Genomic DNA, 24,002 nt, shown 5'->3' on the forward strand with positions numbered 1-24,002 from the left:
CGCCGGGCAACTCGGACCGGTGCGCGTCACCGCAGCGGGATGTCGACCGGCGCGCCGCGCTCGGATTCCGGTCGCGGTCCGAACAACCGGCGTTCACCCTCGTCGATCGAGACGTCGTTGATGCTGGCCTCGCGGCGCCGCATCAGCCCGCGATCGTCGAACTCCCACAACTCGTTCCCGTAGCTGCGGTACCAGCGGCCTGCGGCGTCGTGCCACTCGTACTGGAACCGTACGGCGATGCGATCACCGCCGTACGACCACAGGCTCTTGCGCAGGACGTAGTCGAGTTCGCGCTCCCACTTCGCGGTGAGGAACTCGACGATCGCGGCGCGCCCGCTCAGGAAGACGTCGCGGTTGCGCCACTGCGAATCCTCGGTGTACGCGAGGCTGACGCGGTGCGGGTCCCTGGTGTTCCACGCGTCCTCGGCCGCCTGCACCTTCGTCGTGGCCGAGGCCAGGTCGAACGGTGGTAGTGGCGGCCGAGGCTGGTCCACTAGCTGGGCTCCGAGGAGGGCTTGCTGGGCTCGGGCGTAGCCGCGGAGGTGGTGTCGGGCGCCGCGAGCGGGAGTTCATCTTCGGCGTCGGCCACCTTGTCCTCCTTGCGCGTCTTCCACAGGCTGGCGGCGGTCGTGATCGCCAGCGTGACGATGATGACCCCTAGGCTGGCCAGCGTGGGGATCTCGGGCACGGCCACGTGCTCGCCGCCGTTGATGAACGGCAGCTCGTTCTCGTGCAGCGCGTGCAGCACCAGCTTGACGCCGATGAACGCCAGGATGAACGCGAGCCCGTAGGACAGGTAGACCAGACGCTTGAGCAGGCCGCCCAGCAGGAAGTACAGCTGGCGCAGACCCATCAGCGCGAAGACGTTTGCGGTGAAGACGAGGTAGGGCTCCTGCGTCAGGCCGTAGATCGCAGGGATGGAGTCCAGGGCGAACAGCAGGTCGGTGGTCCCGAGCGAGACGATGACGAGGAACATCGGCGTCATCAGACGCTTGCCGTCCTCCTTGATCCACAGCCGCAGCCCGTCCCACTTGTCGGTGAGGGTGAAGTGGGTGCGCGCGAACTTCACCACGGCGTTGTCGCCGTCGTCGTCATGGTCGCTGTCGCGGACCAGGCCGACGGCGGTGTACACCAGGAACGCGCCGAAGATGTAGAAGATCCAGGAGAACTGGTTGATCGCCACCGCGCCGAGGGCGATGAAGATGCCGCGGAAGATCAGCGCCAGGATGATGCCCACCATCAGGGCTTCCTGCTGGTACTTCTTCGGCACGTTGAAGCTGGCCATGATGATCAGGAAGATGAACAGGTTGTCGACCGAGAGGCTGTACTCGGTCAACCAGCCGGCATAGAACTCGATGCCGAAGTCACTGCCGTGGAAGAACCAGAGCCACAGGCCGAAGGCGACTGCAGCGCCCACGTACACCGACAGTGCGATGGCACATTCGCGCAGTGTGGGTTCGTGGGGTCGGCGGGCGATCATCACCACGTCGAACAGCAGGACGGCGACCGTCACGCTGAGCGTGATGATCCACTCGATGCTGGTTACGTTCAAAAGTTCCTCCGGACGTGACGAAACGGCCGAGGTCTCTACCGCCGCGCGTCGCGACCCACGGCACCGGCCGGTCAACCATGAACGACGTGATGACGACACCGCGGCGAAGGAATACTCCCCTCGGCGGTCAGTCTGTCAGACGATCATGGCGCCGGGAAATCGGGCGACCGACGTCAGTCGCGGTCGGCGGCGTTGTTGGCGCGCGCGTCGACCGACGTCCTGCCGTCGGTGGCCGATGCCAGGGCGATGGCGATCAACACGTCGGCGGCGGTGATGAACAGCCCCCACCAGTACATCCACTTCAGCGATGGGTCCGGTTGGCTCGCGAAGAATCCGATCAGGAAGATCGGCCCCACGATGCCGCAAACGAAGACGAACGCCTGTATGCGCACGTAGCGCCAGAACGTCTCCACGGGGTCAGAGGATACGGTCGCCGCAGCCGACCGGCTAGGCTCCGGCCTCGTGAGATTCGAACTGCTCAGCCCGACCGTCGAGATCGGATTGGTGACCACCAACCTCAACGCGATGGTCGCCTTCTACGAGGACTTCCTCGGCTTGGAATCCCAAGGCGAGATCGAGTTCGTCGGCGGCAGGCAGCGGCGGTACGTGCTGGGCGCCAGTGTGCTCAAGCTCGTCACGTACGACTCACCGCCTGCGGCTCCGGTGGCACCGGGCGGTGGCCGCGCCCAGGCGGGGCTGCGGTACTTCACGATCGGCGTCAACGGGTTGCGGGCGGCCGCGGAGGCGTTCGAGGCCGCGGGGTTCGAGATCGTCGAGCCGCCGACCGAGTTCGCGCCCGTGCCCGGCATGGGTTGGATGTTCGTCGCCGATCCCGACGGCAATTCGATCGAGCTGTTCGGAACGCTCTGACGATGGCCGACTAGAGATGGCCGACGTGGTCGCCGACGTCTGGGAGGTCATGTCGACCGCGCGGACCATCCGGCGGTTCACCGACGAGTCGGTCGGCGACGACGTCCTCGGGCGCTGTCTCGAGGCAGCCACCTGGGCCCCGTCGGGTGCCAACGCGCAGGCGTGGCGGTTCGTCGTGCTGCGGTCGCCCGAGCAGCGCGCTGTCGTCGCGATGGCGGCGAGCCAGGCGCTGACGGTGATCGAGGAGGCCTACAGCCTGACGCGACCCGCCGCCGGCGACGACTCCCACCGCGCCCGCAACGACCGGGCCACCTACGAATTGCACGATCGCGCGGGCGAATTCACGTCCGTGCTGTTCGTCCAACGGCGTCTGCGCCTGGCGTCGGACATGCTGCTTGGCGGATCGATCTTTCCGGCGATGCAGAACTTCCTGCTGGCTGCTCGCGCACAGGGTCTCGGCGCCTGCCTCACCAGCTGGGCGTCCTACGGCGGCGAGCCCCTGCTGCGCGACGCGGTGGGGGTGCCCGAGGATTGGATGCTCGCCGGGCACGTCGTGGTCGGCTGGCCAAAGGGCAGGCACGGCCCGGTGCGCAGGCGGCCGTGGCAGACGGCGGTCAACGCCGATCACTGGGACGCGCCGGGCATCACCTGAATCGGCTGACGGTCGTCGCCCGAACGTCGACTTACCGTGCAGTTCGAAGCCACGACGCGACGAAAACTCCACGTTCGCGCACCGGCATCACCCGCGAGCGTGCATGAACTCGCGCTCGGACACGGCGTGTCGGCCGCAGACACGCACGCTCGCCGGAGGACCTCGCGGGAGAACGAGTGCCCCGTCCTAAGCGGGGACGACGACCGTCAGCGCGTTGCCGCTGCGTTCGACCTGCATCCCTGCCCGGCGCGCGACCGCCGCCACGCGTCCCGCGTCGTCCGGTTCGGCCCGCGACGCCACCAGGGCGCGGGCCAGCCTGCCCTTGTGCGCCTTGTTGAAGTGACTGACCACGGCACGGCTGCCGTCGGGCCGCTCCGACACGACGTCGACGTCCACCGCGCCCGGCACCCGCCCCAGCGACGCGTAGGCGCCCGACCGGAGGTCGACGACGAGTTCGTCGCGGGCCAGGGCGGCGAGCACGGGTTCGAGCACTGGTTTCCAGCGGGCGGCCATGGTCTCGCCACCGGGCAGCTTGGACCCCGCCGACAACCGGTAGGCCGGGATCGCGTCGTCGGCGCGCAACAGTCCGAACAGCGCCGAGCCGACCGCGAGCCGTGCCCGTGCCCGCTCGGCCGCGGCACCCTTGAGCGACTCCACGTCCAGGGCGTCGTACAGCACGCCGGTGTAGCGGTGGATCGCGGGCATGGTCGGCGACGCGAGCAGGGCTGCATTGCGGTCGATCTCGCCATCCTGGGAGGCGGAGATGCCCAGCGCCCTACGGCTGGCGGGCCGGTCTGCCGCCAGGGCGATCAGCTCGTCGACCAGCGTTGCGCGCAGCGGCCCCAGCTGGGGCGTGCCCAATGCTTCGAGACGCAGGGGTGGGCCGTCGCCGCCGTCGCGCTTGGTCTCCGACGGCGGCAACAGCACGATCACGGGCGATGACGTTAACCGAGGTCCCGATGCGCCAGCAGGAGGGGGACGCGCTGCTCCGCGGAGGTCAGCGACCCGTGGTGTCCGAGGAACGCCGATTCGACGGGCTCGGTGGCGCGCCGGACGAGCGTGGCCTGGCCCGAGGCCGCGGCGATCACGTCGCCGATGCGCGAGCGGACGTCGTCGGTCACCTTCGGGCCGAACCAGCCGGCCGCGATGGCCTCGTCGCGGGTGACCACCCAGGCCTTGTCCGCCAGGGTCGACCGCCAGGTGTCGAGGACGCCTCCGACCGCGCCGTCGCGGACGTACAGGTGCCGCGCCCGCGCCTCGCCGCCGACGTCCAGCACGCCGTCGAGGAGCGCGGGGGAGGAGTCGACGTCGACCGCGTCGGCCGAGCTGACGCCGACCATGCCGTGGTCCGCGACGACTGCGAGCAGGCCGCCCGGTGGCAGGCCGTCGACCACCGACTCGACGAGACGGTCGACCTGGCGCAGCTGCATGCGCCACGCGTCGGAGCCGGGACCGTGCAGGTGGCCGAGCATGTCGAGGTCGGCGTGGTAGCCGTAGCAGAACCCGCCGCCTGCGACGGTGGAGCGCACGGTCGCCGCGAGATCGCCAACGGCGTGGACGCCGACGTACCGGCCACCGCGCAGGACAGCGCGGGTCAGCCCGGAGTCGGCGAACCGGGCGTCCGAGACCACCCTGACCCGAACGCCCGCCGTCGTCGCACGCTCGAAGTTCGTCGAATGCGGCTGCACGCGTTCGGGTTTCGCCCGCTCACGCAGGTCCTCACCCCAGGGGTGCTCGCGCCAGGTCAAGGCGTTGACCACGCCGGTGTCGGGCAGCCGGAAGGTGTAGCCCACCATGCCGTGTTCACCCGATCGGCGGCCGGTGCCGACGGCGGCCAGCCCTGCGGCGGTCGTCGCGGGGAACCCGACGCCCAGGGTGCGACCGCGCATGCCCGCCATGACGGGGGCGTCGGCGGCGTGCGCGTCGAGCAGGTCGGCACCGAGTCCGTCGATCAGCAGGACACAGGCACCGGTGACGTCGGCGGGTAGCGCGATCTCGCTGCGGAACCCGGTGGCGCCCATCGCGGTGAGCACGGCGGGCACCACGTCGGCGAGATGGGGCAAGCGCGCGTCGGGCGCGGGATAGTGCACCTAGCCCTCGACGATCGAGTCGCCCTGCACGGTCACGGCCTTGGGTGACAGTGCCGACGCGGCCGGGCCGTTGACGACTGCGCCGTCGAGGTCGAAGCGGCTGCCGTGGCACGGGCAGACGATGTTGCCGTCGGTGATCTCCGACACCGAGCATCCCGCGTGCGGACAGCGCTTCGAAAACCCCTTGAACACCCCGGCGGTCGGCTGGGTCAGCACGACGTCGTCGAGGATCACGCCCGAGCCGACCGGCACGTCGGCCGTGGCCGCGAGCGCGGCGGGGGCACCACCGTCGGACGGAGCCGCCGACTCCGGCTGTGGCTGGTCATCGTAGGCGCTGCAGGCGGTCAGGGTCGTGGCTGCGATGCCGAGGCCGGCGCACGCCAGGACGGTGCGCCTCGATGGTGGGGTGACTTCGACGGGCACGGGCGGACGCTCCTCGGTTCGGTGGTGTCGGGTGGTGGTGATGGCGTAAGTGGTGGGCCGGGTCTACAGCGTGACGCCACTGGTCTGAAAGAACCAGAGCGCGGAGGTCAACCAGATGAAGACGAGGCCGAAGAAGGTCAGCCCGCCCACGACGGGGATGACCCACGGCCGGAGCCCGCTTCGGGTGAGCAGCAGCATCTTCGTGACGAACACGCCGTAGAAGAAGCACCCGAACAGCGAGTGGAACAGGACGCGGGCATCGGTCGACTGGAAGCCGAGCGCATAGAGGCAGTGCACGGCGACCGGGACGCTGGCCAGCACGGCGAGCCGCCCCGACCAGACGTGAGCCGTGCCGATCCAGCGGGGGATGTGGCCCCTGCGGAGCAGCCCGTACATCGCGAACGCCGACCCGAACTGGAACAGCGCGAGGCCGAGGGACAGCGATGCGGTCCAGGTCTTGACCGCCGAACCGCTGGAGAAGCCTGCCACGTTGATCGCGAAGAAGCGCGGGTCGTGCGCGGAGCCGAACACGCCCATCGCCACCGCCACCGCGGAACCGGCCAGCACCGCGACGACGACGGCCACCCCGCCACGACTCGACGCCACGGGTCGGGCGATGGTCGGCGTCTCGCTGGTCGTCACGAGACGGCCTTCCGCGCGGCCGTGAAGTCCCACTTGCGTTCACCGATGAACAACGTGCCGGCGAGGTCGTCACCGACCAGCTCGGCCTCCAGGCGGCTGCTCCGATCCGGGTTGGCGAGCGCGAGGGCGCCATCGGTCGCGCTGCCGCGCAGCCACACCTCGATCGATGCTCCGTCGCAGACGTAGGCGGTTGCGGTGGCTCCGTCCACGGCGATGTCGAGCACGATCGTCTCGGCCTTGGTGGGCACGCTGCCGACGTAGTCCGCCGACGCGGGGAACTGAACCGGCGGCGGCGCTGCGGGGGGTGCGGCGCTGGGTGCGGGCGCGGTGACCGCTGCGGCCGAGGGAACGGGTGCCGGACTGGTGTCGGAGTCGGCGTTGGCCCACCAGAGTCCGCCACCCAGTACGGCTACCGCGGCCAGGGTGATCACGGGACCGCGAATCTCGTTGTTCTGCATGCGAAGAGCTTCGTTGGGACGGGGGTGCCGTCGCATGGAGACCGTGTGGAGATCGCGTGGAGATCGTGGGCGCACACGGGACATTCACAGGTCTCGGGTCCCGGGATCGGACCCGTGCCGCTGTTACCCTGCCAGTGCCGCCGGCTGCCAGGTTTTCATTCGCCCGCCCGGCCGGCCGGCGCAGAGGCGCGAGGCACACGTGACACGAACGGGGCCGCACGGAGACGGCCGAGGACATACGGAAAGGACGTCGTGCGAGGCGGTGAGATCAGGGCCCTGACGGGTCTTCGCATCGTGGCCGCCGTCTGGGTGGTGCTGTTCCACTTCCGCCCGTTGTTCGCCGAGGCTGCTCTGGGTTTCTCGTCGGCGCTGTCGCCCGTCCTGGATCGTGGCGCCCAGGGCGTCGACCTGTTCTTCATCCTCAGCGGCTTCGTGCTGACCTGGAACTATCTCGACAAGATGGGACGCACGTGGTCGACCAGGGCCACCGTGCGCTTCCTGTGGCTGCGGCTCGCCCGGGTGTGGCCGGTGTACCTGGTCACGCTCCACCTCGCCGCACTGCTGGTCATCTTCACCATCTACGTGGGGCACGTACCGCCCGAGAGCGTCGACGAGTTCAACGCCACCAGCTACTTCCGCCAGTTGTTCCTCGTGCAGCTGTGGTTCCAGCCGTTCTTCGACGGATCGAGCTGGAATGGTCCGGCGTGGTCCATCAGCGCGGAGTGGCTGGCCTACCTGTTGTTCGGCGGCCTGATCCTGGTGGTCTTCCGGGTGGCGCGTGCGACGCGCGCCCGCAGCCTGCTGGTGCTCGCGATGGCGGCGTCGTTGCCCCCGGTCGTACTGCTGCTGGCGTCGGGGGAGTTCTATACGCCCTGGAGTTGGCTGCCGCGGATCGTCATGCAGTTCACGGCGGGCGCGCTGGCGTGCGCAGCGGTCCGCAAGCTCTGGCCGTCGAGGCGCACCCAGCAGGTGGCAGGCGGTGCGTCGCTCGGGTTGATCGCCGTCATCGTCGGCGCGCTGTACTACTTCGACGCCCACCCGAACCCGAGGATCCCCGACGCCGGCGGACTGGTGGACCTGCTGTTCGTTCCGTTGGTCGTGACGCTGGCGATCGGCGCGGGCACGCTGCCACGCCTGCTGTCCACGCGGGTCATGGTCTACCTGGGTCAGGTGTCGTTCGGGCTCTACATGGTCCACGAGATCGTGCACAACGCCTGGATCTGGGCGGCGAAGCAATTCGAGCTGACCCTGTCGGGTTCCCTGGGCATCTGGATCCTGCTGGGGCTCCTAGGGGTGGCACTGGGCGTCGCCTGTCTGATGTACCACCTCGTGGAGGAACCGGCGCGGCGGTGGATGCGGCGCATGGTCGACGTCAGGGGAGTCCCGGCGTCACGCGCCACCCTGGCAAAGGATTCGGCAAGCGCCGGTAAGCTCCAGAACCTCGCCGACCACGAGCCGCGGTCGGAGTCACTACCGGCCCGCGCCGGCTGACCTGGAGGTAGTGGTGAGTCGTTCGGCCACGGTGTTGGTTGCGCTCGTCCTCGCGATCGTCGCATCTTCGACGCAGCCCTCCTATCGCACGGTGGGCCGCGAGACGGCGCTGAACCACGTCGCCATCGTCGGCGACTCGTACACGACCGGCAGCAGCGAGGGCGGCAACGGCAGTGCGAACTGGACCACGCTGGCGTGGCAGAAGCTGGCGTCCCACGGCAGGCAGATCGACGCCGACGTCGCCGCGGAGGGCCGCGCCGGCTACGTCGTGCGGGGCTACGACGGCCACGTGTTCGGCGACCTCGCTCCGCGCGCGGTCCGTCCGGACGACGACCTCGTCGTCTTCTACGGCTCGCGCAACGACCAGGGCAGCGACCCCGTCGCGCTGGCGGCTATGACGAGCGGCGCCTTCGATCAGGTCCGTCGCGTCGCGCCCGCCGCGAGGTTGCTGGTCATCGGCCCGCCATGGCCCACGGCCGACGTCCCGCCCGCGGTGCTGCAGATCCGCGACGTGCTCCGCATGACCGCAGGCGTCGCCGGTGCCACGTTCATCGATCCGATCGCCGAGGGGTGGTTCGTCGGCAGGCCGGAACTCATCGGCCGCGACGGGGTGCACCCGACTGACGCGGGGCATGCGTTCATGGCCGAGCGAATCGCGCCGTTGATCGGTGCGCAGTTGCCGCTGCCGACCTGACGCCGCGTCAGTCCTGCACGGCCTTCGCGATGGCGACGCACGTCGTGAGCCACGAGGTGTCGGTCGACCCGCCGCGCAACGCCCACATGGCGTGGCACGTCATCCGCACGACCACCCAGTCCCTGGCCCGCTCGTCGGAGAGTCCGGCTGCGTCGACGAGCGCGTAGAACCGCCTGCGGACGCCGTCGCGCGTGTACCCGGCCAGCTCGTCCCACCTGTGCCAGAGCATCGGCGCGATCTCGTAGTGCGGGTCGCCGTTGACGGGCCGTGGGCTGATCGCCAGCCAGGGCTCGCGGTCGCCGGCCAGCACCGTCCGGTAGTGCAGGTTGCTGTGGATCAGCGTCGAGCTGGTCGCGTGGTCGGTCTCGAACGCGCGGCCGAGGGCAATCGCCTGTTCGACCAGCCGGTGCGGGATCGGGGCGCTGCGCGGCAGGGCCCCGAGGTCGGTGACCCACTGCGCGACGAGTTCGGAGAGGTTCGGCAGCTGCGGCATCGGGGACAGGTGTAGCCGCGGATAAAGCGCTGCCACGATCTCGCAGGCCTCGATGTCCCACGAGTCGCGGAGGTCGGTCGGGTCGGCGCGTTCCAGCAGCAGGGCGCGTCGATGGGGATCGGCGCGCAGCAGCCTGACCGCCGCGGCGCCTGCCCACCGGCGCAGCGCCAGGTGCTCGAAGGCGGTCTCGTCCTGCGGGAAGGCCAGTTTGAGGACGGCACGCTCGCCGTCACCCGTCCGGACCGGCAGGATCAGCGAGCCGCTGCCCGATGCCGGTGCCCCGTCGGAGCGCAGGCCCCACTCGGACAGCTGCCCGGCGGCGGCCTTGGGGAGTTGGTCGACCCAGTCCGCCCACTGCGCTCCGCGCGCCGCCATGTCGCGGACGGCCGCCGGTAGGTCGATCACCGCAGCCATGCTGTCATCCCGGGCCGGGGAATGGCCCGCACGGTTCACGCGTTGTCCGACGACATGCCAGACACGTCCGATGCGTTCGATCCCCGAGACCTCCTCGCCGACGCCCGACTGGGCGTGCTTGCGACCATCAAGTCGAACGGCATGCCGCAGCTGTCGCCGGTGACGCCGTTCTACGACCGCTCGACCGACCGCATCCTGGTGTCGATGACCGAAGGCCGCGCCAAGACCGCCAATCTGCGCCGGGACCCACGCGCGGCGCTCGAGGTCACCAGCTCCGACGGGTGGGCATGGGCCACCGCGGAGGGCTCGGTGTCCCTCGTCGGACCGGGTTCCGACCCGGACGGACCCGAGGTCGAGGCGCTCGTCGAGTACTACCGTGCGGCCGCGGGCGAGCATCCGGACTGGGCCGAGTACCGCTCTGTCATGGTCGGCGACCGGCGGGTCCTGATGACCCTCGCGGTCGAGAAGGTCTACGGCGAGCGGCTGCGCTGATCACACCCCCATCGATACATCCTTTCCTGAATACAGAAGTGGATGTACCGTTGCCGCATGCCCGAACTGATGCACCGAGAAGCCCTCGCCAGATTCGGCTACGCGCTGTCGGATTCCACGCGGTCTTCCATCCTGCTGTCGCTGCGGGAGGGGGGCCAGTACCCGAGCGACCTCGCCGACGCCATCGGGGTGTCCCGCCAGACCATCTCGAATCACCTTGCCTGCCTTCGCGGTTGCGGTCTCGTCGTCGCCGTGCCGGAGGGACGCCGCAGCCGCTACGAACTCGCCGACCGGCGGATCCGCCACGCGCTCGACGATCTTGTGGGGCTGGTCCTGGCCGTCGACCCCGCGTGCTGCGCCGAGCAGGGCTGCTGCTGATGGGTACCGCGGCACGTCAGGACAGGCGCGACGTCCTGATCCGGCGGGTGCGTTGGCTGGTGGCCGCCACCATCGTCTACAACGTCGTGGAAGCGGCGATCGCGCTGCTCGAGGGGACCAGGGTGTCGTCGGCCGCGCTCGTCGGCTTCGGGCTCGACTCGGTGATCGAAGTGTCGTCGGCTGCCGCGGTGGCCTGGCAGTTCAGCGCGGCGCGGCCGGAGGACCGGGAACGGGCAGCACTGCGCGTCATCGCGGCGTCGTTCTTCGGGCTCGCCGCCTACGTCACCATCGACTCGGCACGGGCCCTGCTCGGCGACGGCGAGGCCCAGCCGTCAAGAGTGGGCATCGCGCTCGCCGCCGTCAGCCTGGCCGTGATGCCGCTGCTGTCCTGGGCGCAGCGGAGGGCGGGCCGGGAGCTCGATTCGACGTCGGCCGTTGCCGATTCACGCCAGACGCTGCTGTGCACGTATCTCTCGGCCGCGCTGCTGGCCGGCCTGCTGGCCAATGCGGTACTCGGGTGGTCGTGGGCTGATCCCATCGCCGGTCTGGTCATCGCCGGGGTCGCGGTGCGCGAGGGCATCGAAGCATGGCGTGGCCGGACCTGCTGCGCGACGCCCGTCAGCACCGAACGGACGTCGTGCTGCGAATGAGCCCGCGCAATGACCGTCGGCGGTGGTTCACCACGGCCAGCCGCCCCGCTTCGGTGCGTCACCGGGAGTCGAGGAGTCGCTGCCCGGTGACTTGCGGGGAGCCGGCGCGACGCTGATCGGCGCCCGCGTCACCGGCGTGCGCGTGACTCCGATCTCGGGTCCGTCACCGGACGGGGACGGCGACGAACGCGGATACGGGTTGCGGTACACCGGGCCGGGGTCGAGCCGTTCGGCCGTCGGGGGTGGCGGAGGAGGAGGTGGCGGCATGGGTGGTGCCACCTGAATCGGGTCGCCCCGGCTGCCCTCGATCGGCGGCGGTCCCACGTCCGGTCGACCAGCTGGCGACACGGCGGGTGGAGCGCCCTCGGGCATGTCCAGCACGGAGATCGGCCCCCACGTCGCCGCGACGCCGATCGCGACGACTGCGAGGACGGATGCGAGCTTGCCGGTGCGGTACCACGGCGGCTGCCGACGGGCGGCGCCCAGAGAGCTGACGTCGGCGAACACGCTGGCGCGGCGCTCCGTCATCCGATCGACCATCGGTCCAGCCTAGTGGTGACACACGGAGCGTCATGCCCGGGAAAGACGACGGTTTCACCGGCCACAGACGGGTATCGGGGAACCGTGACGCAAACCCTGGAGATCACCGTTCTGGACCCACGCACCGGCGACGTCGTGACCCGGATGCCGCTTGCGCCGCCGTCGGCGTGCGACGCCGCGGTCGAGGCCGCCCACGCCGCGGCGCCCGGCTGGGCGCGCACCGCCCCCGCCGACCGCGCGGCAGCCGTGGCTGCCGCGGCCAAGGCCGTGTCCGCAGCCGCCGAAGAGCTGGCCGACCTCAACGAGAGGGAGACGGGCAAGCCGCACGATGACGCACTGGGCGGCGTCGAAGCGGGCGTCGGGACGCTGGTGCAGTACTCCGAGTTGGGTCCGCTGCACGGCGGCCGGGTGCTGCAGGGGCAGTGGGCCGCCACCGACCTGATGGTGCCGCAACCGCGCGGTGTCGTCGCGGTACTGACACCGTGGAACGATCCGGTGGCGGTGGCCGCGGGACTGCTGGGCGCCGCCCTCGTATCCGGAAACACCGTTGTGCACAAGCCTTCCGAGCGCTGCCCGCAGACCGGCCGTCGGTTCGCCGAGATCCTGGCCGAGCACCTGCCCGAGGGCGTGCTGCAGATCGTCGACGGCGACGGCACCGCGGGCACCCGGCTGGCGGCGAATCCCCTCGTCGACGTCGTCGCCCACGTCGGCAGCAGCGCGACCGGCCGCGACATCGCGCTGGCGTGCGCCGCTCGAGGAGCCAAGGCACTGCTGGAGAACGGCGGCAACGATGCGCTGATCGTCGACGAGGGGGTCGACACGCGGTGGGCCGCAGCGCAGGCCGCGCTCGGGTCCTTCGCCAACGCCGGCCAGATCTGCACCTCGGTCGAGCGCATCTACGTCGTCGAGTCACAGGCCGAGGCCTTCGTCGCAGACCTGGTGGCCGAAGCACGCGCATGGGACGCCCGGATCGGACCGCTCGTCGACGAACGACACCGGCAGCAGGTGCACGCCCACGTGATCGACGCGGTCGAGGCGGGTGCGCGCGTCGCGTTCGGCGGCGAACCCCGGCCCGGCCCCGGCTCGTTCTACCCGCCCACGGTGCTCACCGACTGCACGCCGGACATGCTGGTGCTCACCGAGGAGACGTTCGGGCCCATCGCCCCGGTGCGCGTGGTCCCGGACTTCGAGACCGCGGTGGCCGAGGCCGCCGATGACCGCTACGGGCTCGCGGCGACCGTGCTGACGCCCGACATGGGGCGTGCTCAGCTCGCCTGGCGATCCCTGCCGGTCGGCACCGTCAAGATCAACGCCGTCTTCGGCGGCGCCCCCGGCGGCGCTGCCGAGCCACGACGCATCAGTGGCAACGGATTCGGCTTCGGACCCGAACTGCTCGACGAGATGACGGCGGTCAAGGTGGTGCACTGGTCCTCACCGGGTGGGTGAGCCGGAGGCGGTCACGCCGACTCATTAGCGTGGACCGCGATGAGGACGCTGATCGACTTCGACGCCGCGCTGGTGTTCGCCATCCCGTTCGCCCACGGCCCGGGCGTACGCGAGGGCGTCCTGCTGGAGGGGCCGCAGGGGTGGGGCGAGTTCAGCCCGCTGCCCGGCAGCACCGGCGACGAGGTCGCGCGGTGGCTCACGGCTGCCACGGAACCGGGCACGGTGGCGTGGCCGGAACCCGTCCGAGGCCGCGTGCCCGTCGCGGCGGCGATCCCTGCCGTGGACGACGTGCTCGCCGGTGAGCTGGTGCGGGCGTCGGGGTGCGCGACGGCCGAGGTCGTCGTCGGGTCGGGCGCCGATGGCATCGACGCGGACGTGTCCCGGTTGGTGGCGGTGCGCGCCGCGCTGGGCGCCGGCGGGTCGATCCGCTGCCGGGCCGAGGGCAGGTGGGACGTGGCCACGGCGACGGCGGCGATCGGCGCATTCGTCGACGCGGTGGGCGATATCGAGTTCGTCGAGCAGCCCTGCCGCACGCCGGCAGAACTCGCCGAGCTGCGCGGCCGGGTGACGGTGCCGATCGCGGCGAGGATCTCCGCGGGCATCCCGGCGGGCGTCGACCTGAAGCGGGTCGCCGACGTAGCGGTACTGGTGTGCGGGCTCGCCGGTGGCGTGCGGCGCGGTCTACGACTGGCCGAGACGATCGACCTGCCGTGCGTGGTGTCCTCGACTGCCGAGACGACCATCGGCCTCGCCGCGGGTGTCGCACTCGCCGGTGCGCTGCCCAGGCTGGACTTCGCCTGCTCACTGGGGACGCGCGCGCTGCTTGCCGGCGACGTCGTGTCGCCCGTCCGTTCGCTGCTGCCGCGCGACGGTCGACTACCGGTGGCACCGATGCCGCCCGCACCGGATCCGGCTCTGGTCGCCCGCTATGCCGTCACCGACCCGGAGCGGGTGCAGTGGTGGCGGCGACAGGTGCGCACGGCATTGATGTGACGAAGGGCGTGATGACGTAGGGCGTGATGACGAAGGGCGCGATGGAGTGAGGGAATCCGATTTCGACCTGCTGGCCGAACTGGTGGCCACCTACGGCCCCTGCGGGCAGGAGGACGACGTTCGCCGGGTGTGCGTTCGCGAACTCGAGCCGCTGGTCGACGAGACGTGGATCGGCGAAGCAGGCAACCTCGTCGGACTCGTACACGGCGTCGAGCGCGGGGGTCCCGTCGCGACCCGCGTGACCGCGCACTTGGACGAACTGTCGATGCTCGTCAAGCGGATCGAGGACGACGGCACGGTGCGTCTGACGCCGCTGGGGACGATGTATCCCGGGAACTTCGGTCTGGGCCCCGTGGCGATGCTCGGCGATCGGGCCACCCTGTGTGGCGTGCTGACCCTCGGGTCGGAGCACACCACCGAGGAGAGTCAACGCATCTGGGAGACCAAGCCCGATCAGGGCGACAAGGCGCTCGACTGGTTGCACGTCTACGTGTTCACCGGCCGCACGCCCGAGGAGTTGTCCGAAGCAGGGATCAGGCCGGGGACGCGGGTGTGCGTCGACCGCACGAAGCGGACGCTGGTCGAGTTCGGCGACTACGTGGGGTCCTACTTCATGGACGACCGCGCCGCGATCACCGCCCTGCTACGTGCCGCGCACACGATCCGGGAGGAGGGTCGGCGTCCGGCGCGTGACGCCTACCTGGTGTTCACGACCAACGAGGAGGTGGGCGGGATCGGCGGCTCGTATGCCAGCCGCACGCTGCCGGGCGACCTCATGATCGCACTGGAGGTCGGCCCGAGTGAACTCGAATACGGGACGACCGTGCACGGTGGTCCCGTGATCGGGTTCGGCGATGCGCTGTGCGCCTACGACAAAGACGTCGCCGACGCCCTGATGGACGTGGCCGGCGGGCTGGGTCTGTCGCCCCAGGCCGCGGTTCTCGGGGCCTTCGAATCGGACGCCTCGCACGCCAAGGCCAACGGCTCGACACCCAAGGCTGGCCTGCTGTGCCTGCCGACGCTGAGCACCCACGGGTACGAAGTCATTGCCCGGCAAGCCGTTCCGGCGATGGCCGACGTCCTGGTCGACTATCTTCAGCGGCGTGAACGGTGAGACGCGCCTGACGGCGGAGGACGTTCGGGGGGCGACGTTCGAGAAGCCGCCGTGGGGCAAGCGCGGATACGACGAGAAGTCGGTCAACGACTTCCTGCAACTCGCGGCGCGGCGGTTGGACGGCCGCGGCCATCTGTCGTCGGCGGACGTCCGCGGCGTGCGATTTCCCAAGCCGCCGTTCGGACGGCGCGGTGTCGACGCGGTTGCGGTCGACGCGATGCTCGAGGCGATCGCAGGCAGGATCGACGAACTCTAGACGCAGTCCGAGCAGATCTGCTGGCGGTCGGTCTGCAGGGCGAGGCGGTTGCGGTGCTGCACCAGGAAGCACCGCGAGCACGTGAACTCGTCGGCCTGCTTGGGGACGACGCGCACGGTGAGTTCCTCGCCCGACAGGTCGGCACCGGGAAGGTCGAACAGATCCTCGTCCTCGCCGTCGTCCACGTCGAGGACGGCTGTCGCCGCGTCGTTTCGCCGTCCGGCGAGTGCTTCCAGCGATTCGTCGGCGACGTCGTCGGTCTCGGTCTTGCGTGGGGCGTCGTAGTCGGTGGCCAATGCAGTTCCCTTCGTTCTCGTCCGGCGCCACGTCAACGTCGGCGGGGGTGTGGATGTTCCCGAAAACCCCGGCCGGAAACACGGGACCATCAGGCAGGTTGTTCAGAGCGTGACGGCGGGCGCGGTCGCTCAGACGGGCCAGTCCTCCAACCGGTGGGCGGCGTCGAAGAACATCCACTCGTAGCGGGCGGTGGTGACGAAGTGCGCGCGTGCCGTGGCCTCGTCGGCTGCGGTGAGCGTCGGGCCGATGCGATCGGTCACCGCCAGCACCTCGTCGACGGTGGCGGCGTACTCCTCGCCGGAGTAGCCGTCGATCCACAGCTGATATCTGGGGTCGGTCGAGCCCCGCTCGGCGAGCGCCGTACCGACGCGGGCATAGATCCAGTAGCAGGGCAGGATCGCTGCGAGCCCCTCGGCGAAGGTGCCGCCGTACGCCGTCGCCACCAGGTAGCTGGTGTAGGCGCGGGTGGTGGGCAGGACGGGTGAGTCGGCCAACAGGTCGGCGTCGAGCCCGAGCTGGGGGAGCAGCGAATCGTGCAGCTGGAGTTCGACGTCGAAGACCTCCGCGGCGTGCCGGGCGAACGTCGCGGTGTCGGCGAGCGTGGGAGCCTTCGCGCCGACGATCGCCAGCGCGCGGGCGTAGTCACGCAGGTAGTGGACGTCCTGCGCGACGTACTGCGCGAAGGCGCGATCGTCGAGGGTGCCGTCGGTCAGACCCGTGACGAACGGGTGCGCGAGGATGGCGGCGAACGTCGGTTCGATCTCGCGCCACAGACGGTCTGACCAGGTTTGTTCGGTCGGTGCGTGCACGCATCGCATCCTGCCACGCCGCACTCTCCCCGGGATGCGTGAAATCGCAACTGGGTGAACGTGATTGGCAACACACTTTCAAGATCACCGTTCGGTCACGGTCTGACCAAGAATCTCCCTCGGCACGCCGTTATTGACGATGGGGATGGCACGATGTGGTGTGGAAGTGACAGAAGTGAAGAGCGTGACTTCGCCGGCGGCCCGCCGAAACGGGGTCCCGACCGGTGCCGACCGCACGAACGAGAAAGACCGATGAAACTCACCAGGGCATTCGCAGCGATCACCGCCTTCGCCGTCAGCATGACCGTGCTGGTCGCGACACCCGGCTTGGCCGGCGCCGACGCGACGTCGGCACAGCGTCAGCAGGCCATCCAGTACGTGATCAAGCGCGCGATGTCGCAGCAGGGTGTGCCGTTCACCTACGGCGGCGGTGACGTCAACGGTCCCTCGCTGCCCCCGGTGAGTACGGAGCGCGTGCAGCAGCCCGAACAGTCCGCGACGGGCCTGGCTGCGGCCAACCCCGACCCGCTGTTCCCCGGCCTCGTCACCCCGGCGGCACCCACGGTGCCGGTCGCACCGCGGGTCCCCGGTTTCGACGCGTCCGGCCTGATCGTCTACGCCTTCGCAGGCGCAGGCATCAAGATGCCGCGCTCGTCGGGCGAGCAGTACAAGGTCGGTCGCAAGATCCTGCCGTCGGAGGCCTTGCCGGGCGATCTGCTGTTCTACGGACCCGACGGCACGCAGAGCGTGTCGATGTTCATCGGCAACGGCCAGATGGTGGGCGTGAGCGATACCGCCGTCGCGGTGTCTCCGGTCCGCACCACCGACATGGCGCCGTACCTCTCTCGCGTCATCGAGTGGTGACGGCGCGACGCGCCTGACCGACCGACGATCTTGGCCACCCTGACCGCCCACGGAACCACCGCGCTTGGCAGACTGTCCGCATGGCACAGATAACCTTGCGCGGAAACCCCATCAACACCGTCGGTGAACTGCCCGCGGTCGGCAGCCCTGCGCCGAGCTTCACGCTGACCGGCACCGACCTGGGGCAGGTCACCAGCGACCAGTTCAATGGCAAGCCCTTCGTGCTCAACATCTTCCCGTCGGTCGACACGCCCGTTTGCTCCAGCAGTGTGCGGGCCTTCAACGAGCGGGCCGCCTCCTCGGGTACCGCCGTGCTGTGCGTGTCCAAGGACCTGCCGTTCGCGCAGAAGCGGTTCTGCGGCGCCGAGGGCATCGAGAACGTCACCACGGCATCGGCCTTCCGCGATTCGTTCGGCGAGGACTACGGCGTCACCATCGCCGACGGGCCGATGGCGGGCCTGCTGGGCCGTGCGGTCGTCGTCGTGGGCGCGGACGGCACGGTCGCGTACACCGAACTGGTGCCCGAGATCGGCCAGGAGCCGGACTACGACGCAGCGGTGGCCGCAGCAGGCTGACGCCTAGACTGAAGACCATGGATCGCGTTGTGAGCCATGGTCGTTCGGCCGGCTCCTCGGAACGGCCCGGGCTGCTGCGGATCGAGGACTGCCTCGACGCACGGGGACGCGTCGTGCTTCCGCCCGGAGTCAACCTGATCTCGCTCATCGAGCGCAACATCGACAACGTCGGCGACGGCGTGGCATACCGGTACCTGGATCACACCGGGTCCGCCGGTGTCCGCGCCGTCGAGCTGACCTGGGCACAGCTCGGCACGCGCCTGCGTGCCATCGCAGCCGCGATCCAACGCGTTGCCCGTCCAGGGGAACGCGTGGCGATACTCGCGCCGCAGGGACTCGACTACGTTGCCGGGTTCTTCGCGGCCATCAAGGCGGGAACGATCGCGGTCCCGCTGTTCGCCCCCGAATTGCAGGGCCACGCCGAGCGTTTGGAGACGGCGTTCGCCGATGCCCTGCCGACCGCGGTGCTGACGACGGCGTCCGCGCTCGGTTCGGTCGGGGACTTCATCGATCGATTGCCCACGGCACGCCGGCCGGCAGTGGTCGTCCTCGACGAGGTCGCGGACGCCGAGGGCGACCACTTCTCGCCGGTCGACATCGACGTCGAGTCGGTCTCGCACCTGCAGTTCACCTCCGGCTCGACACGTCCGCCCGTCGGCGTCGAGGTGACTCACCGCGCGGTGGGCACCAACCTGATCCAGATGATCCTGTCCATCGACCTGCTGGACCGAAACACTCACGGCGTCAGTTGGTTGCCGCTGTACCACGACATGGGGCTGTCGATGATCGGCTTCCCCGCGGTCTACGGTGGCCACTCGACCCTGCTCTCACCGACGGCGTTCGTTCGTCGGCCCGAACGTTGGATCGAAGCACTATCCGAGGAGTCCCGGCACGGGCGGGTCGTCACGGCGGCGCCCAACTTCGCCTACGAGTGGACGGCAGCGCGTGGCAAGCTCCCACCGGAGGTGGACGTCGACCTGGCGAACGTCGTGATGATCATCGGATCCGAGCCGGTCAGCATGTCGGCGATCACGGCCTTCCAGACCGAGTTCGGACCACGCGGGTTGTCGCCGAACGCGATCAAGCCCTCCTACGGAATCGCCGAGGCAACGCTGTTCGTCTCGACGGTGGCGCCCGACGTGCCGCCGACCGTGGTGCACTTCGACCGCACCGAATTGACGTTCGACCGCGCGGCGCTGGTCGCTGCCGACGAACCTGGCGCGGTTCCCCAGGTGGCCTGCGGCCAGATCGCCCGCAGCCAGTGGTGCATCATCGTCGACCCGCAGAGCGCGGCGGAACTTCCCGACGGCAGCGTGGGCGAGATCTGGCTGCACGGCGACAACGTCGGCCGCGGCTACTGGGGCCGACCGGAGGAGACCCGGCACGCGTTCACCGCCAGGCCGTCATCCCGGCTGACGGCCGGCAGCCACGCCGAGGGGGTGCCGGACGACGAAACCTGGTTGCGCACCGGCGATCTCGGCTGCCGCCTCGGCGGGGAACTCTACGTCACCGGCCGGCTGGCCGACGTCCTCGAGGTCGATGGCCGCCACCACTATCCCCAGGACGTCGAGGCCACCGTCGCCGACGCCGCCGAACTGGTTCGGCGTGGCTACGCATCGGCCTTCACCGTGCCCGCCGACGACGCCACGGGTGTGCGCGTGGTCGTCGTGGCCGAACGCGCGGCGCGTACCAGTCGGGTCGACCCCGCGCCGTCGGCGGAGGCCATCCGGACCGCCGTAGCCGAACGACACGGGCTGGCGGTGGCCGACGTGCGGTTCGTCTCGGCAGGCACCATTCCGCGCACCACGAGCGGCAAGCTCGCCCGCTACGCCTGCCGCGCCGCGTATCTCGCCGGGACCTTCGACGGCTGACCGGTTTCTCTACACCTGACCGTGGCGCGGGGGCCGCGTGCCCGAGAGGGCGTAGCGGCCGATGTGCTGCAGCTTCCACCGGGTGGCGTCGTGCAGCGTGTGGGTCCGGGCATCGCGCCAGTACCGGGACAGGTTCGCCGACGCCGACGCGCTGCGCGTGCCACCGAGGTCGAACAGCGTGCTCGACGCCTCCAGCGCCGCCCGGACAGCGGCCACCTTGGCGACGGCGACGGCGACCGATGCCGCCGCGGCGCTGTCCTCGGTGACGTCGGCGCGCGCACTGTCGACTTCACGCGCCGCCTCGGCCAGCAGCGCACGAGCAGCCCGCACCGTGACCTCGAGTTCGCCGGCGACCTGGATCAGCGTCGGATCCTCCGCGGAGGTGGGGACGTCGGCCTCGAAGTGCGGCCGCGCCTTGGCGGTCTGGCGTACGCCTTCGGCCAGCGCCCCGGTGGAGATGCCGACGTCGATCGCGGTGTGCAGCAGCTGAGCATGCGCGCCGTAGGTGGAAGGACCGTCGAAGATCGGTGAGAACGGCACGACGTGCTCGGCGGGCACGCGCACGGCGTCCAGCGTCACGGTGCCCGAGGCCGTGGTGCGCTGGCCGAGGCCGTCCCAGTCGTCGACCACCTCGACACCAGCCGCGTCACGCGGGATGAACGCCAACGCCTTTGGGGTCGAGGCGTCCGGCGTCTGGCCATCCTCGGCCAGGGACGCGCGGACGATGAGCCAGTCGGCGAACCACGAACCCGTCGCGTAGAACTTGCGGCCCGTCATGACGAAGCCGCCTGCGTCGTCGGACGCCAGCGTGGTGCCGTCCACGTTGACCGGATGCGGGCCGCGTTCGGTCTGGGCGTTGGCGAACAGCGCCCCGTCGCGGACCAGGCCGAAGAAGAAACCCTGCTGCGACGGGCTGCCCTGCGCACGCAGCGCCTCGAGGAACGTGTAGTGCGAGTGCGGGATCTGAGCCAATGACGGGTCCGCGTGGGCGATGATCCGGAACACCTCGGCAACCACCGTCGCGGACAGATCCGGGCCGCCGAACCGGGCGGGCACCGACAGCCCGAGCAACCCACTCCGCTTGAGTGCGTCGACCTCGTCGTGGGGGAGGAGGCGGCCGGCGTCGCGGTCACCCGCACCCCTGGCGAACTCGGCAGCCAGGTCTTCGGCAACCGCCAACGCGTCGTGGTCGGTCAGGGAACCTGCCTCGCGGGCAGGGGCGTTCACCGCGCCGAGCCGACGAACGGGATGGAAGCGGGCGCGGCACTGGAGTGGCCGCCGCCGAACAGTCCGCGCTGCCGCAGGACGGGGACGACGCCCTCGCCGAACCAGTACAGCTCCTCCAGGTGCGGGTAGCCGGAGAAGATGAACTCGTCGATGCCGATCTCGGCGTACTCCGCGATGCGGTCGGCTACGTCGGTGTGGCTGCCCACCAACGCCGTTCCCGCGCCGCCACGCACGAGGCCGACACCGGCCCACAGGTTCGGTGCGATCTCGAGGCTGCGCGCGTCGTTCCAGGACCCGTTTGCGCGGTTGGCTTCGTGGAGCGCGAGCATGCGCTTCTGTCCCTCGGACTGGCTGCGGCTCAGCCCGGCTTGGGCGTTGCGCACGGTCTCCTCGTCGAGCGCGTCGACGAACTTGCCGGCCTGCGCCCACGCCTCGTCGGCGGTGTCGCGCGAAATGGTGTGCAACCGAATGCCGAACCGCACGGTGCGGCCCTCGTTCGCGGCCTCCTTGCGGATCCACTCGATCTTCTCGCGGACGGCTTCCGGCGGTTCGCCCCAGGTGAGGTAGACGTCGGCATGCCGGGCCGCGACCGGCCCCGCCGCCTTCGAACTACCTCCGAAGTACAACGGCGGCACCGGATTCGGCGGCAGCGCCAGTGCGGCGTCCTCCACCTGGATGTGCTTGCCGTTTAGGGCCACGGTCTCGCCCGCCCACAGTCTTCGCACCACGTCGAGGAATTCGTCGCACCGCTCGTAGCGCGCGTCCTTGTCGAGAAAGTCCCCGAACGACCGCTGCTCGTGGGCCTCGCCGCCGACGACGACGTTGAGGAGCAGTCGACCGGGGGCGTGCCTGGCGAACGTCGCGGCCATCTGCGCGGACAGGGTCGGGCTGACCAGTCCGGGCCGGAACGCCACCAGGAACGCCAGCGACGTCGTCTCGCGAGCGAGCAGCGCCGCGGTGACGAACGCGTCCTCGCACCAGGCACCGGTCGGGATGAGCGCCCCGGTGAAGCCGAACGTCTCGGCGGCCCGCACGATCGACGCCAGGTAGTCGATAGACGCGTCGCGGTCGCTGTGGGCGACGCCGGCCGGGGTGCCGTGACCACCGCCGACGATCAACCGGCTGTCGCCGTAGGTGGGCAGGAACCAATGCAGTTTCACGGACACGAAAAATCCTATCGACCAGAGGTGGGTTGCGAGGCGACGGACGCAGACGAGGACGGCACCGTCGACGGCCGCTCGATGATGGTGGATCGGGGACCACCGACGCGGTAGCTCGCGCCCCGGTGCTCGTCCGGCAGCCGATCACCCCGCCCGAACAGTTTGTTGCGCAACGAACCTGGCGCGTACTCCTCCTGGTAGGCGCCGCGTTCGGTGAGCACGGGCACGACGTGGTCGATGAAGTCGGCGAACGATCCCGGCGTGACCGCATAGGCGAGGTTGAAGCCGTCGACGTCCGTCTCGTCGACCCACTCCTGCAGTACGTCGGCGACCCGGGTGCCCGATCCGACGATCAGCGGCCCCATGCCGCCGATCTCAGCCCACGTGGCGATGTCGTCGACCGCCCATTCGCCGCCGTCGGGATCGGCGGACTGGAAGGCCTTCACCGCAGAGAGGATGGCGTTCGAGTCGACGTCGGCGATCGGCTCGTCGCGCCCGTACCGGGACAGGTCCACGCCCATCCACCCGGACATGAACACCAGCGCGCCCTCCGGGTCGCCGTAGGACAGGTACTCGGCGTGCTTGGCGCGGGCCTGCTCCTCGGTGGCGGCGGTGATCACCGTGGACAGGTTGAAGATCTTCGCCGAGTAGGGATCACGGCCGGCGAGTTCGAGTTCGCGACGGATCGTGTCGACGGTCTCCCGCAGGATCGCCTTGGTGGGTGCTGCCGTGAAGATCGCCTCGGCGTTCTCGGCCGCGAAGCGAACGCCGCGCGGTGACGACCCTGCCTGGAAGATCACCGGCGTGCGCTGGGGCGACGGCTCGGACAGGTGGATGCCGGGCACGCTGAAGTGCTGACCCTGGTGCCCGATGTGGTGCACCTTGTCGGGGTCGGTGAAGACGCCGCGCTCGCGGTCGCGGATCACCGCGTCGTCCTCCCAACTGCCCTCCCACAGCTTGTAGAGCACCTCGAGGTACTCGTCGGCGTGGTCGTAGCGCGCGTCGTGGGCGGGCTGGTCGGTCTGCCCCATGTTGCGTGCGGCCGCGGGAAGGTAACCGGTGACGACGTTCCAGCCGACCCGTCCCTTCGTGAGGTGGTCGAGGGTGGAGACGCGACGGGCGAAGGGGTACGGGTGCTCGAAACCGGTTCCGGTGGTGATGCCGAACCCGAGGTGCTCGGTCACCAGCGCCATGGCGGACACCAGCAGGAGGGGGTCGTTGACCGGGATCTGGGCGGCTTGGCGGATCGCGGCTTCGTCGTTGGCGCCGTAGATGTCGTAGGTGCCGAGGACGTCGGCGATGAACAGCCCGTCGAACCTGCCGCGTTCGAGCAGCCGGGCCAGATCGGCCCAGTACGCGAGGTCCTTGTACTCGGCGGACCTGTCGTCCGGATGCCGCCACAGACCGGGGGACTGGTGGGCGACGCAATTCATGTCGAAGGCGTTGAAGCGAATGGTGCGAGTCACCGGCGTGATCTTCGCCGCCGCGCAGTTGCGGCGCACTGCTTCCGCTCGTGACGATTCTGAACCGGCGCGGGCGGCAGCGTGGCGG

29 protein-coding genes are annotated in these 24,002 nt (G+C 70.0%); 14 read left to right on the forward strand and 15 right to left on the reverse strand.

Translation table 11 applies throughout. The features are described 5' to 3' along the window. Positions 1 to 26: 26 nt before the first annotated feature. The 3 genes from LOK44_RS01620 to LOK44_RS01630 all read right to left on the reverse strand — a co-directional run bounded on the left by LOK44_RS01620 (position 27) and on the right by LOK44_RS01630 (position 1,965). Positions 27 to 494 (reverse strand): nuclear transport factor 2 family protein, encoded by a 468-nt coding sequence (locus LOK44_RS01620; protein WP_237568229.1) that lies wholly within the window; start codon positions 492 to 494, stop codon positions 27 to 29. Further along, positions 494 to 1,552: a TerC family protein gene (locus LOK44_RS01625; protein WP_237568231.1), complete on the reverse strand. Its 1,059-nt coding sequence runs from the start codon at positions 1,550 to 1,552 to the stop codon at positions 494 to 496. Before LOK44_RS01625 ends, LOK44_RS01620 begins: the two co-directional genes overlap by 1 nt. 173 nt (positions 1,553 to 1,725) lie before the next feature. After that, positions 1,726 to 1,965 (reverse strand): hypothetical protein, encoded by a 240-nt coding sequence (locus tag LOK44_RS01630; RefSeq protein WP_237568233.1) that lies wholly within the window; start codon positions 1,963 to 1,965, stop codon positions 1,726 to 1,728. A gap of 49 nt (positions 1,966 to 2,014) precedes the next feature. On the opposite strand from LOK44_RS01630, the gene LOK44_RS01635 reads away from it, so the two are divergent. Then, complete coding sequence (locus tag LOK44_RS01635) at positions 2,015 to 2,422, forward strand: VOC family protein (RefSeq protein ID WP_237568235.1); 408 nt, start codon at positions 2,015 to 2,017, stop codon at positions 2,420 to 2,422. 16 nt (positions 2,423 to 2,438) lie between these two features. Next, positions 2,439 to 3,074 (forward strand): nitroreductase family protein, encoded by a 636-nt coding sequence (locus LOK44_RS01640; RefSeq protein ID WP_237568236.1) that lies wholly within the window; start codon positions 2,439 to 2,441, stop codon positions 3,072 to 3,074. Between the two features lie 186 nt (positions 3,075 to 3,260). On the opposite strand, the gene yaaA is transcribed toward LOK44_RS01640, so the two are convergent. The 5 genes from yaaA to LOK44_RS01665 form a co-directional block, all read right to left on the reverse strand. Further along, positions 3,261 to 4,007, reverse strand: coding sequence for a peroxide stress protein YaaA (gene yaaA, locus LOK44_RS01645; RefSeq protein WP_237568237.1), 747 nt, complete (start codon positions 4,005 to 4,007; stop codon positions 3,261 to 3,263). An 11-nt stretch (positions 4,008 to 4,018) separates the two neighbouring features. Next, on the reverse strand, positions 4,019 to 5,164 hold the full coding sequence (locus tag LOK44_RS01650; protein WP_237568238.1) for an alkaline phosphatase family protein: 1,146 nt from the start codon (positions 5,162 to 5,164) through the stop codon (positions 4,019 to 4,021). Beyond that, entirely contained in the window at positions 5,165 to 5,587 is a 423-nt protein-coding gene (locus LOK44_RS01655; protein ID WP_237568239.1) for a Rieske (2Fe-2S) protein, read from the reverse strand. Between the two features lie 63 nt (positions 5,588 to 5,650). Next, complete coding sequence (locus LOK44_RS01660) at positions 5,651 to 6,229, reverse strand: DUF6529 family protein (RefSeq protein WP_372481151.1); 579 nt, start codon at positions 6,227 to 6,229, stop codon at positions 5,651 to 5,653. Then, complete coding sequence (locus tag LOK44_RS01665; protein WP_237568241.1) at positions 6,226 to 6,687, reverse strand: hypothetical protein; 462 nt, start codon at positions 6,685 to 6,687, stop codon at positions 6,226 to 6,228. The genes LOK44_RS01660 and LOK44_RS01665 overlap by 4 nt, the downstream gene beginning before the upstream one ends. A gap of 252 nt (positions 6,688 to 6,939) precedes the next feature. Here LOK44_RS01665 and LOK44_RS01670 point away from each other — a divergent pair, with 252 nt between their 5' ends. Together LOK44_RS01670 and LOK44_RS01675 are read left to right on the forward strand one after the other, a co-directional pair. Further along, entirely contained in the window at positions 6,940 to 8,178 is a 1,239-nt protein-coding gene (locus LOK44_RS01670; RefSeq protein ID WP_237568242.1) for an acyltransferase family protein, read from the forward strand. A 13-nt stretch (positions 8,179 to 8,191) separates the two neighbouring features. After that, positions 8,192 to 8,872 carry an Rv0518 family GDSL lipase gene (locus LOK44_RS01675; RefSeq protein ID WP_372481152.1) on the forward strand — a complete coding sequence of 227 codons (681 nt, stop codon included), beginning with the start codon at positions 8,192 to 8,194 and terminating at the stop codon, positions 8,870 to 8,872. A gap of 7 nt (positions 8,873 to 8,879) precedes the next feature. Here the strand turns inward: LOK44_RS01675 and LOK44_RS01680 are convergent, their stop codons facing one another. Continuing rightward, positions 8,880 to 9,779, reverse strand: coding sequence for an aminoglycoside phosphotransferase family protein (locus tag LOK44_RS01680; protein WP_237568244.1), 900 nt, complete (start codon positions 9,777 to 9,779; stop codon positions 8,880 to 8,882). A 54-nt stretch (positions 9,780 to 9,833) separates the two neighbouring features. Here LOK44_RS01680 and LOK44_RS01685 point away from each other — a divergent pair, with 54 nt between their 5' ends. The 3 genes from LOK44_RS01685 to LOK44_RS01695 are packed head-to-tail and all read left to right on the forward strand — an operon-like array spanning position 9,834 to position 11,299. Beyond that, positions 9,834 to 10,271 (forward strand): PPOX class F420-dependent oxidoreductase, encoded by a 438-nt coding sequence (locus LOK44_RS01685; RefSeq protein WP_237568928.1) that lies wholly within the window; start codon positions 9,834 to 9,836, stop codon positions 10,269 to 10,271. A 57-nt stretch (positions 10,272 to 10,328) separates the two neighbouring features. Continuing rightward, the gene (locus tag LOK44_RS01690) at positions 10,329 to 10,649 is read left to right on the forward strand and encodes an ArsR/SmtB family transcription factor (RefSeq protein ID WP_237568246.1); all 321 of its coding nucleotides are present in this window, start codon (positions 10,329 to 10,331) and stop codon (positions 10,647 to 10,649) included. Beyond that, positions 10,649 to 11,299 carry a cation efflux transmembrane domain-containing protein gene (locus LOK44_RS01695; RefSeq protein WP_237568929.1) on the forward strand — a complete coding sequence of 217 codons (651 nt, stop codon included), beginning with the start codon at positions 10,649 to 10,651 and terminating at the stop codon, positions 11,297 to 11,299. The genes LOK44_RS01690 and LOK44_RS01695 overlap by 1 nt, the downstream gene beginning before the upstream one ends. Before the next feature lie 27 nt (positions 11,300 to 11,326). Here LOK44_RS01695 and LOK44_RS01700 read toward each other — a convergent pair whose 3' ends face one another. After that, positions 11,327 to 11,839 carry a hypothetical protein gene (locus LOK44_RS01700; RefSeq protein ID WP_237568247.1) on the reverse strand — a complete coding sequence of 171 codons (513 nt, stop codon included), beginning with the start codon at positions 11,837 to 11,839 and terminating at the stop codon, positions 11,327 to 11,329. An 84-nt stretch (positions 11,840 to 11,923) separates the two neighbouring features. Here LOK44_RS01700 and LOK44_RS01705 point away from each other — a divergent pair, with 84 nt between their 5' ends. Genes LOK44_RS01705 through LOK44_RS01720 form a run of 4 tightly spaced genes read left to right on the forward strand, consistent with a single transcriptional unit; the run spans position 11,924 to position 15,648 of the window. Continuing rightward, positions 11,924 to 13,285 (forward strand): aldehyde dehydrogenase family protein, encoded by a 1,362-nt coding sequence (locus LOK44_RS01705; protein ID WP_237568249.1) that lies wholly within the window; start codon positions 11,924 to 11,926, stop codon positions 13,283 to 13,285. Positions 13,286 to 13,324: 39 nt separating this feature from the next. Next, positions 13,325 to 14,278, forward strand: coding sequence for an enolase C-terminal domain-like protein (locus tag LOK44_RS01710; RefSeq protein WP_237568251.1), 954 nt, complete (start codon positions 13,325 to 13,327; stop codon positions 14,276 to 14,278). A 46-nt stretch (positions 14,279 to 14,324) separates the two neighbouring features. Beyond that, positions 14,325 to 15,392 carry a M42 family metallopeptidase gene (locus tag LOK44_RS01715; RefSeq protein ID WP_237568252.1) on the forward strand — a complete coding sequence of 356 codons (1,068 nt, stop codon included), beginning with the start codon at positions 14,325 to 14,327 and terminating at the stop codon, positions 15,390 to 15,392. Continuing rightward, the gene (locus LOK44_RS01720; protein WP_237568253.1) at positions 15,382 to 15,648 is read left to right on the forward strand and encodes a DivIVA domain-containing protein; all 267 of its coding nucleotides are present in this window, start codon (positions 15,382 to 15,384) and stop codon (positions 15,646 to 15,648) included. Before LOK44_RS01715 ends, LOK44_RS01720 begins: the two co-directional genes overlap by 11 nt. Here the strand turns inward: LOK44_RS01720 and LOK44_RS01725 are convergent. Together LOK44_RS01725 and tenA are read right to left on the reverse strand one after the other, a co-directional pair. Further along, on the reverse strand, positions 15,645 to 15,944 hold the full coding sequence (locus tag LOK44_RS01725; protein WP_237568255.1) for a DUF4193 domain-containing protein: 300 nt from the start codon (positions 15,942 to 15,944) through the stop codon (positions 15,645 to 15,647). The genes LOK44_RS01720 and LOK44_RS01725 overlap by 4 nt on opposite strands. Before the next feature lie 129 nt (positions 15,945 to 16,073). Continuing rightward, positions 16,074 to 16,754 carry a thiaminase II gene (gene tenA, locus LOK44_RS01730; RefSeq protein WP_237568257.1) on the reverse strand — a complete coding sequence of 227 codons (681 nt, stop codon included), beginning with the start codon at positions 16,752 to 16,754 and terminating at the stop codon, positions 16,074 to 16,076. Between the two features lie 252 nt (positions 16,755 to 17,006). Here tenA and ripD point away from each other — a divergent pair, with 252 nt between their 5' ends. The 3 genes from ripD to LOK44_RS01745 all read left to right on the forward strand — a co-directional run bounded on the left by ripD (position 17,007) and on the right by LOK44_RS01745 (position 20,064). Then, positions 17,007 to 17,618: an NlpC/P60 family peptidoglycan-binding protein RipD gene (gene ripD, locus LOK44_RS01735; RefSeq protein WP_237568259.1), complete on the forward strand. Its 612-nt coding sequence runs from the start codon at positions 17,007 to 17,009 to the stop codon at positions 17,616 to 17,618. Between the two features lie 80 nt (positions 17,619 to 17,698). Continuing rightward, a complete protein-coding gene (tpx, locus tag LOK44_RS01740; protein WP_237568260.1) occupies positions 17,699 to 18,193 on the forward strand; it encodes a thiol peroxidase in 495 nt (164 codons plus the stop codon). A gap of 17 nt (positions 18,194 to 18,210) precedes the next feature. Then, on the forward strand, positions 18,211 to 20,064 hold the full coding sequence (locus LOK44_RS01745) for a fatty acyl-AMP ligase (protein ID WP_237568261.1): 1,854 nt from the start codon (positions 18,211 to 18,213) through the stop codon (positions 20,062 to 20,064). A gap of 9 nt (positions 20,065 to 20,073) precedes the next feature. On the opposite strand, the gene LOK44_RS01750 is transcribed toward LOK44_RS01745, so the two are convergent. From LOK44_RS01750 to LOK44_RS01760, 3 genes are read right to left on the reverse strand one after another with little or no spacing between them, the layout of a single operon-like run. Beyond that, entirely contained in the window at positions 20,074 to 21,291 is a 1,218-nt protein-coding gene (locus LOK44_RS01750; RefSeq protein ID WP_237568262.1) for an SfnB family sulfur acquisition oxidoreductase, read from the reverse strand. Next, a complete protein-coding gene (locus tag LOK44_RS01755; RefSeq protein WP_237568263.1) occupies positions 21,288 to 22,457 on the reverse strand; it encodes an LLM class flavin-dependent oxidoreductase in 1,170 nt (389 codons plus the stop codon). The genes LOK44_RS01750 and LOK44_RS01755 overlap by 4 nt, the downstream gene beginning before the upstream one ends. Before the next feature lie 8 nt (positions 22,458 to 22,465). Continuing rightward, on the reverse strand, positions 22,466 to 23,917 hold the full coding sequence (locus tag LOK44_RS01760) for an LLM class flavin-dependent oxidoreductase (RefSeq protein ID WP_237568265.1): 1,452 nt from the start codon (positions 23,915 to 23,917) through the stop codon (positions 22,466 to 22,468). Between the last annotated feature and the right edge of the window lie 85 nt (positions 23,918 to 24,002).

It is taken from the genome of Mycolicibacterium lacusdiani (assembly GCF_021916785.1).
GTDB lineage: Bacteria > Actinomycetota > Actinomycetes > Mycobacteriales > Mycobacteriaceae > Mycobacterium > Mycobacterium lacusdiani.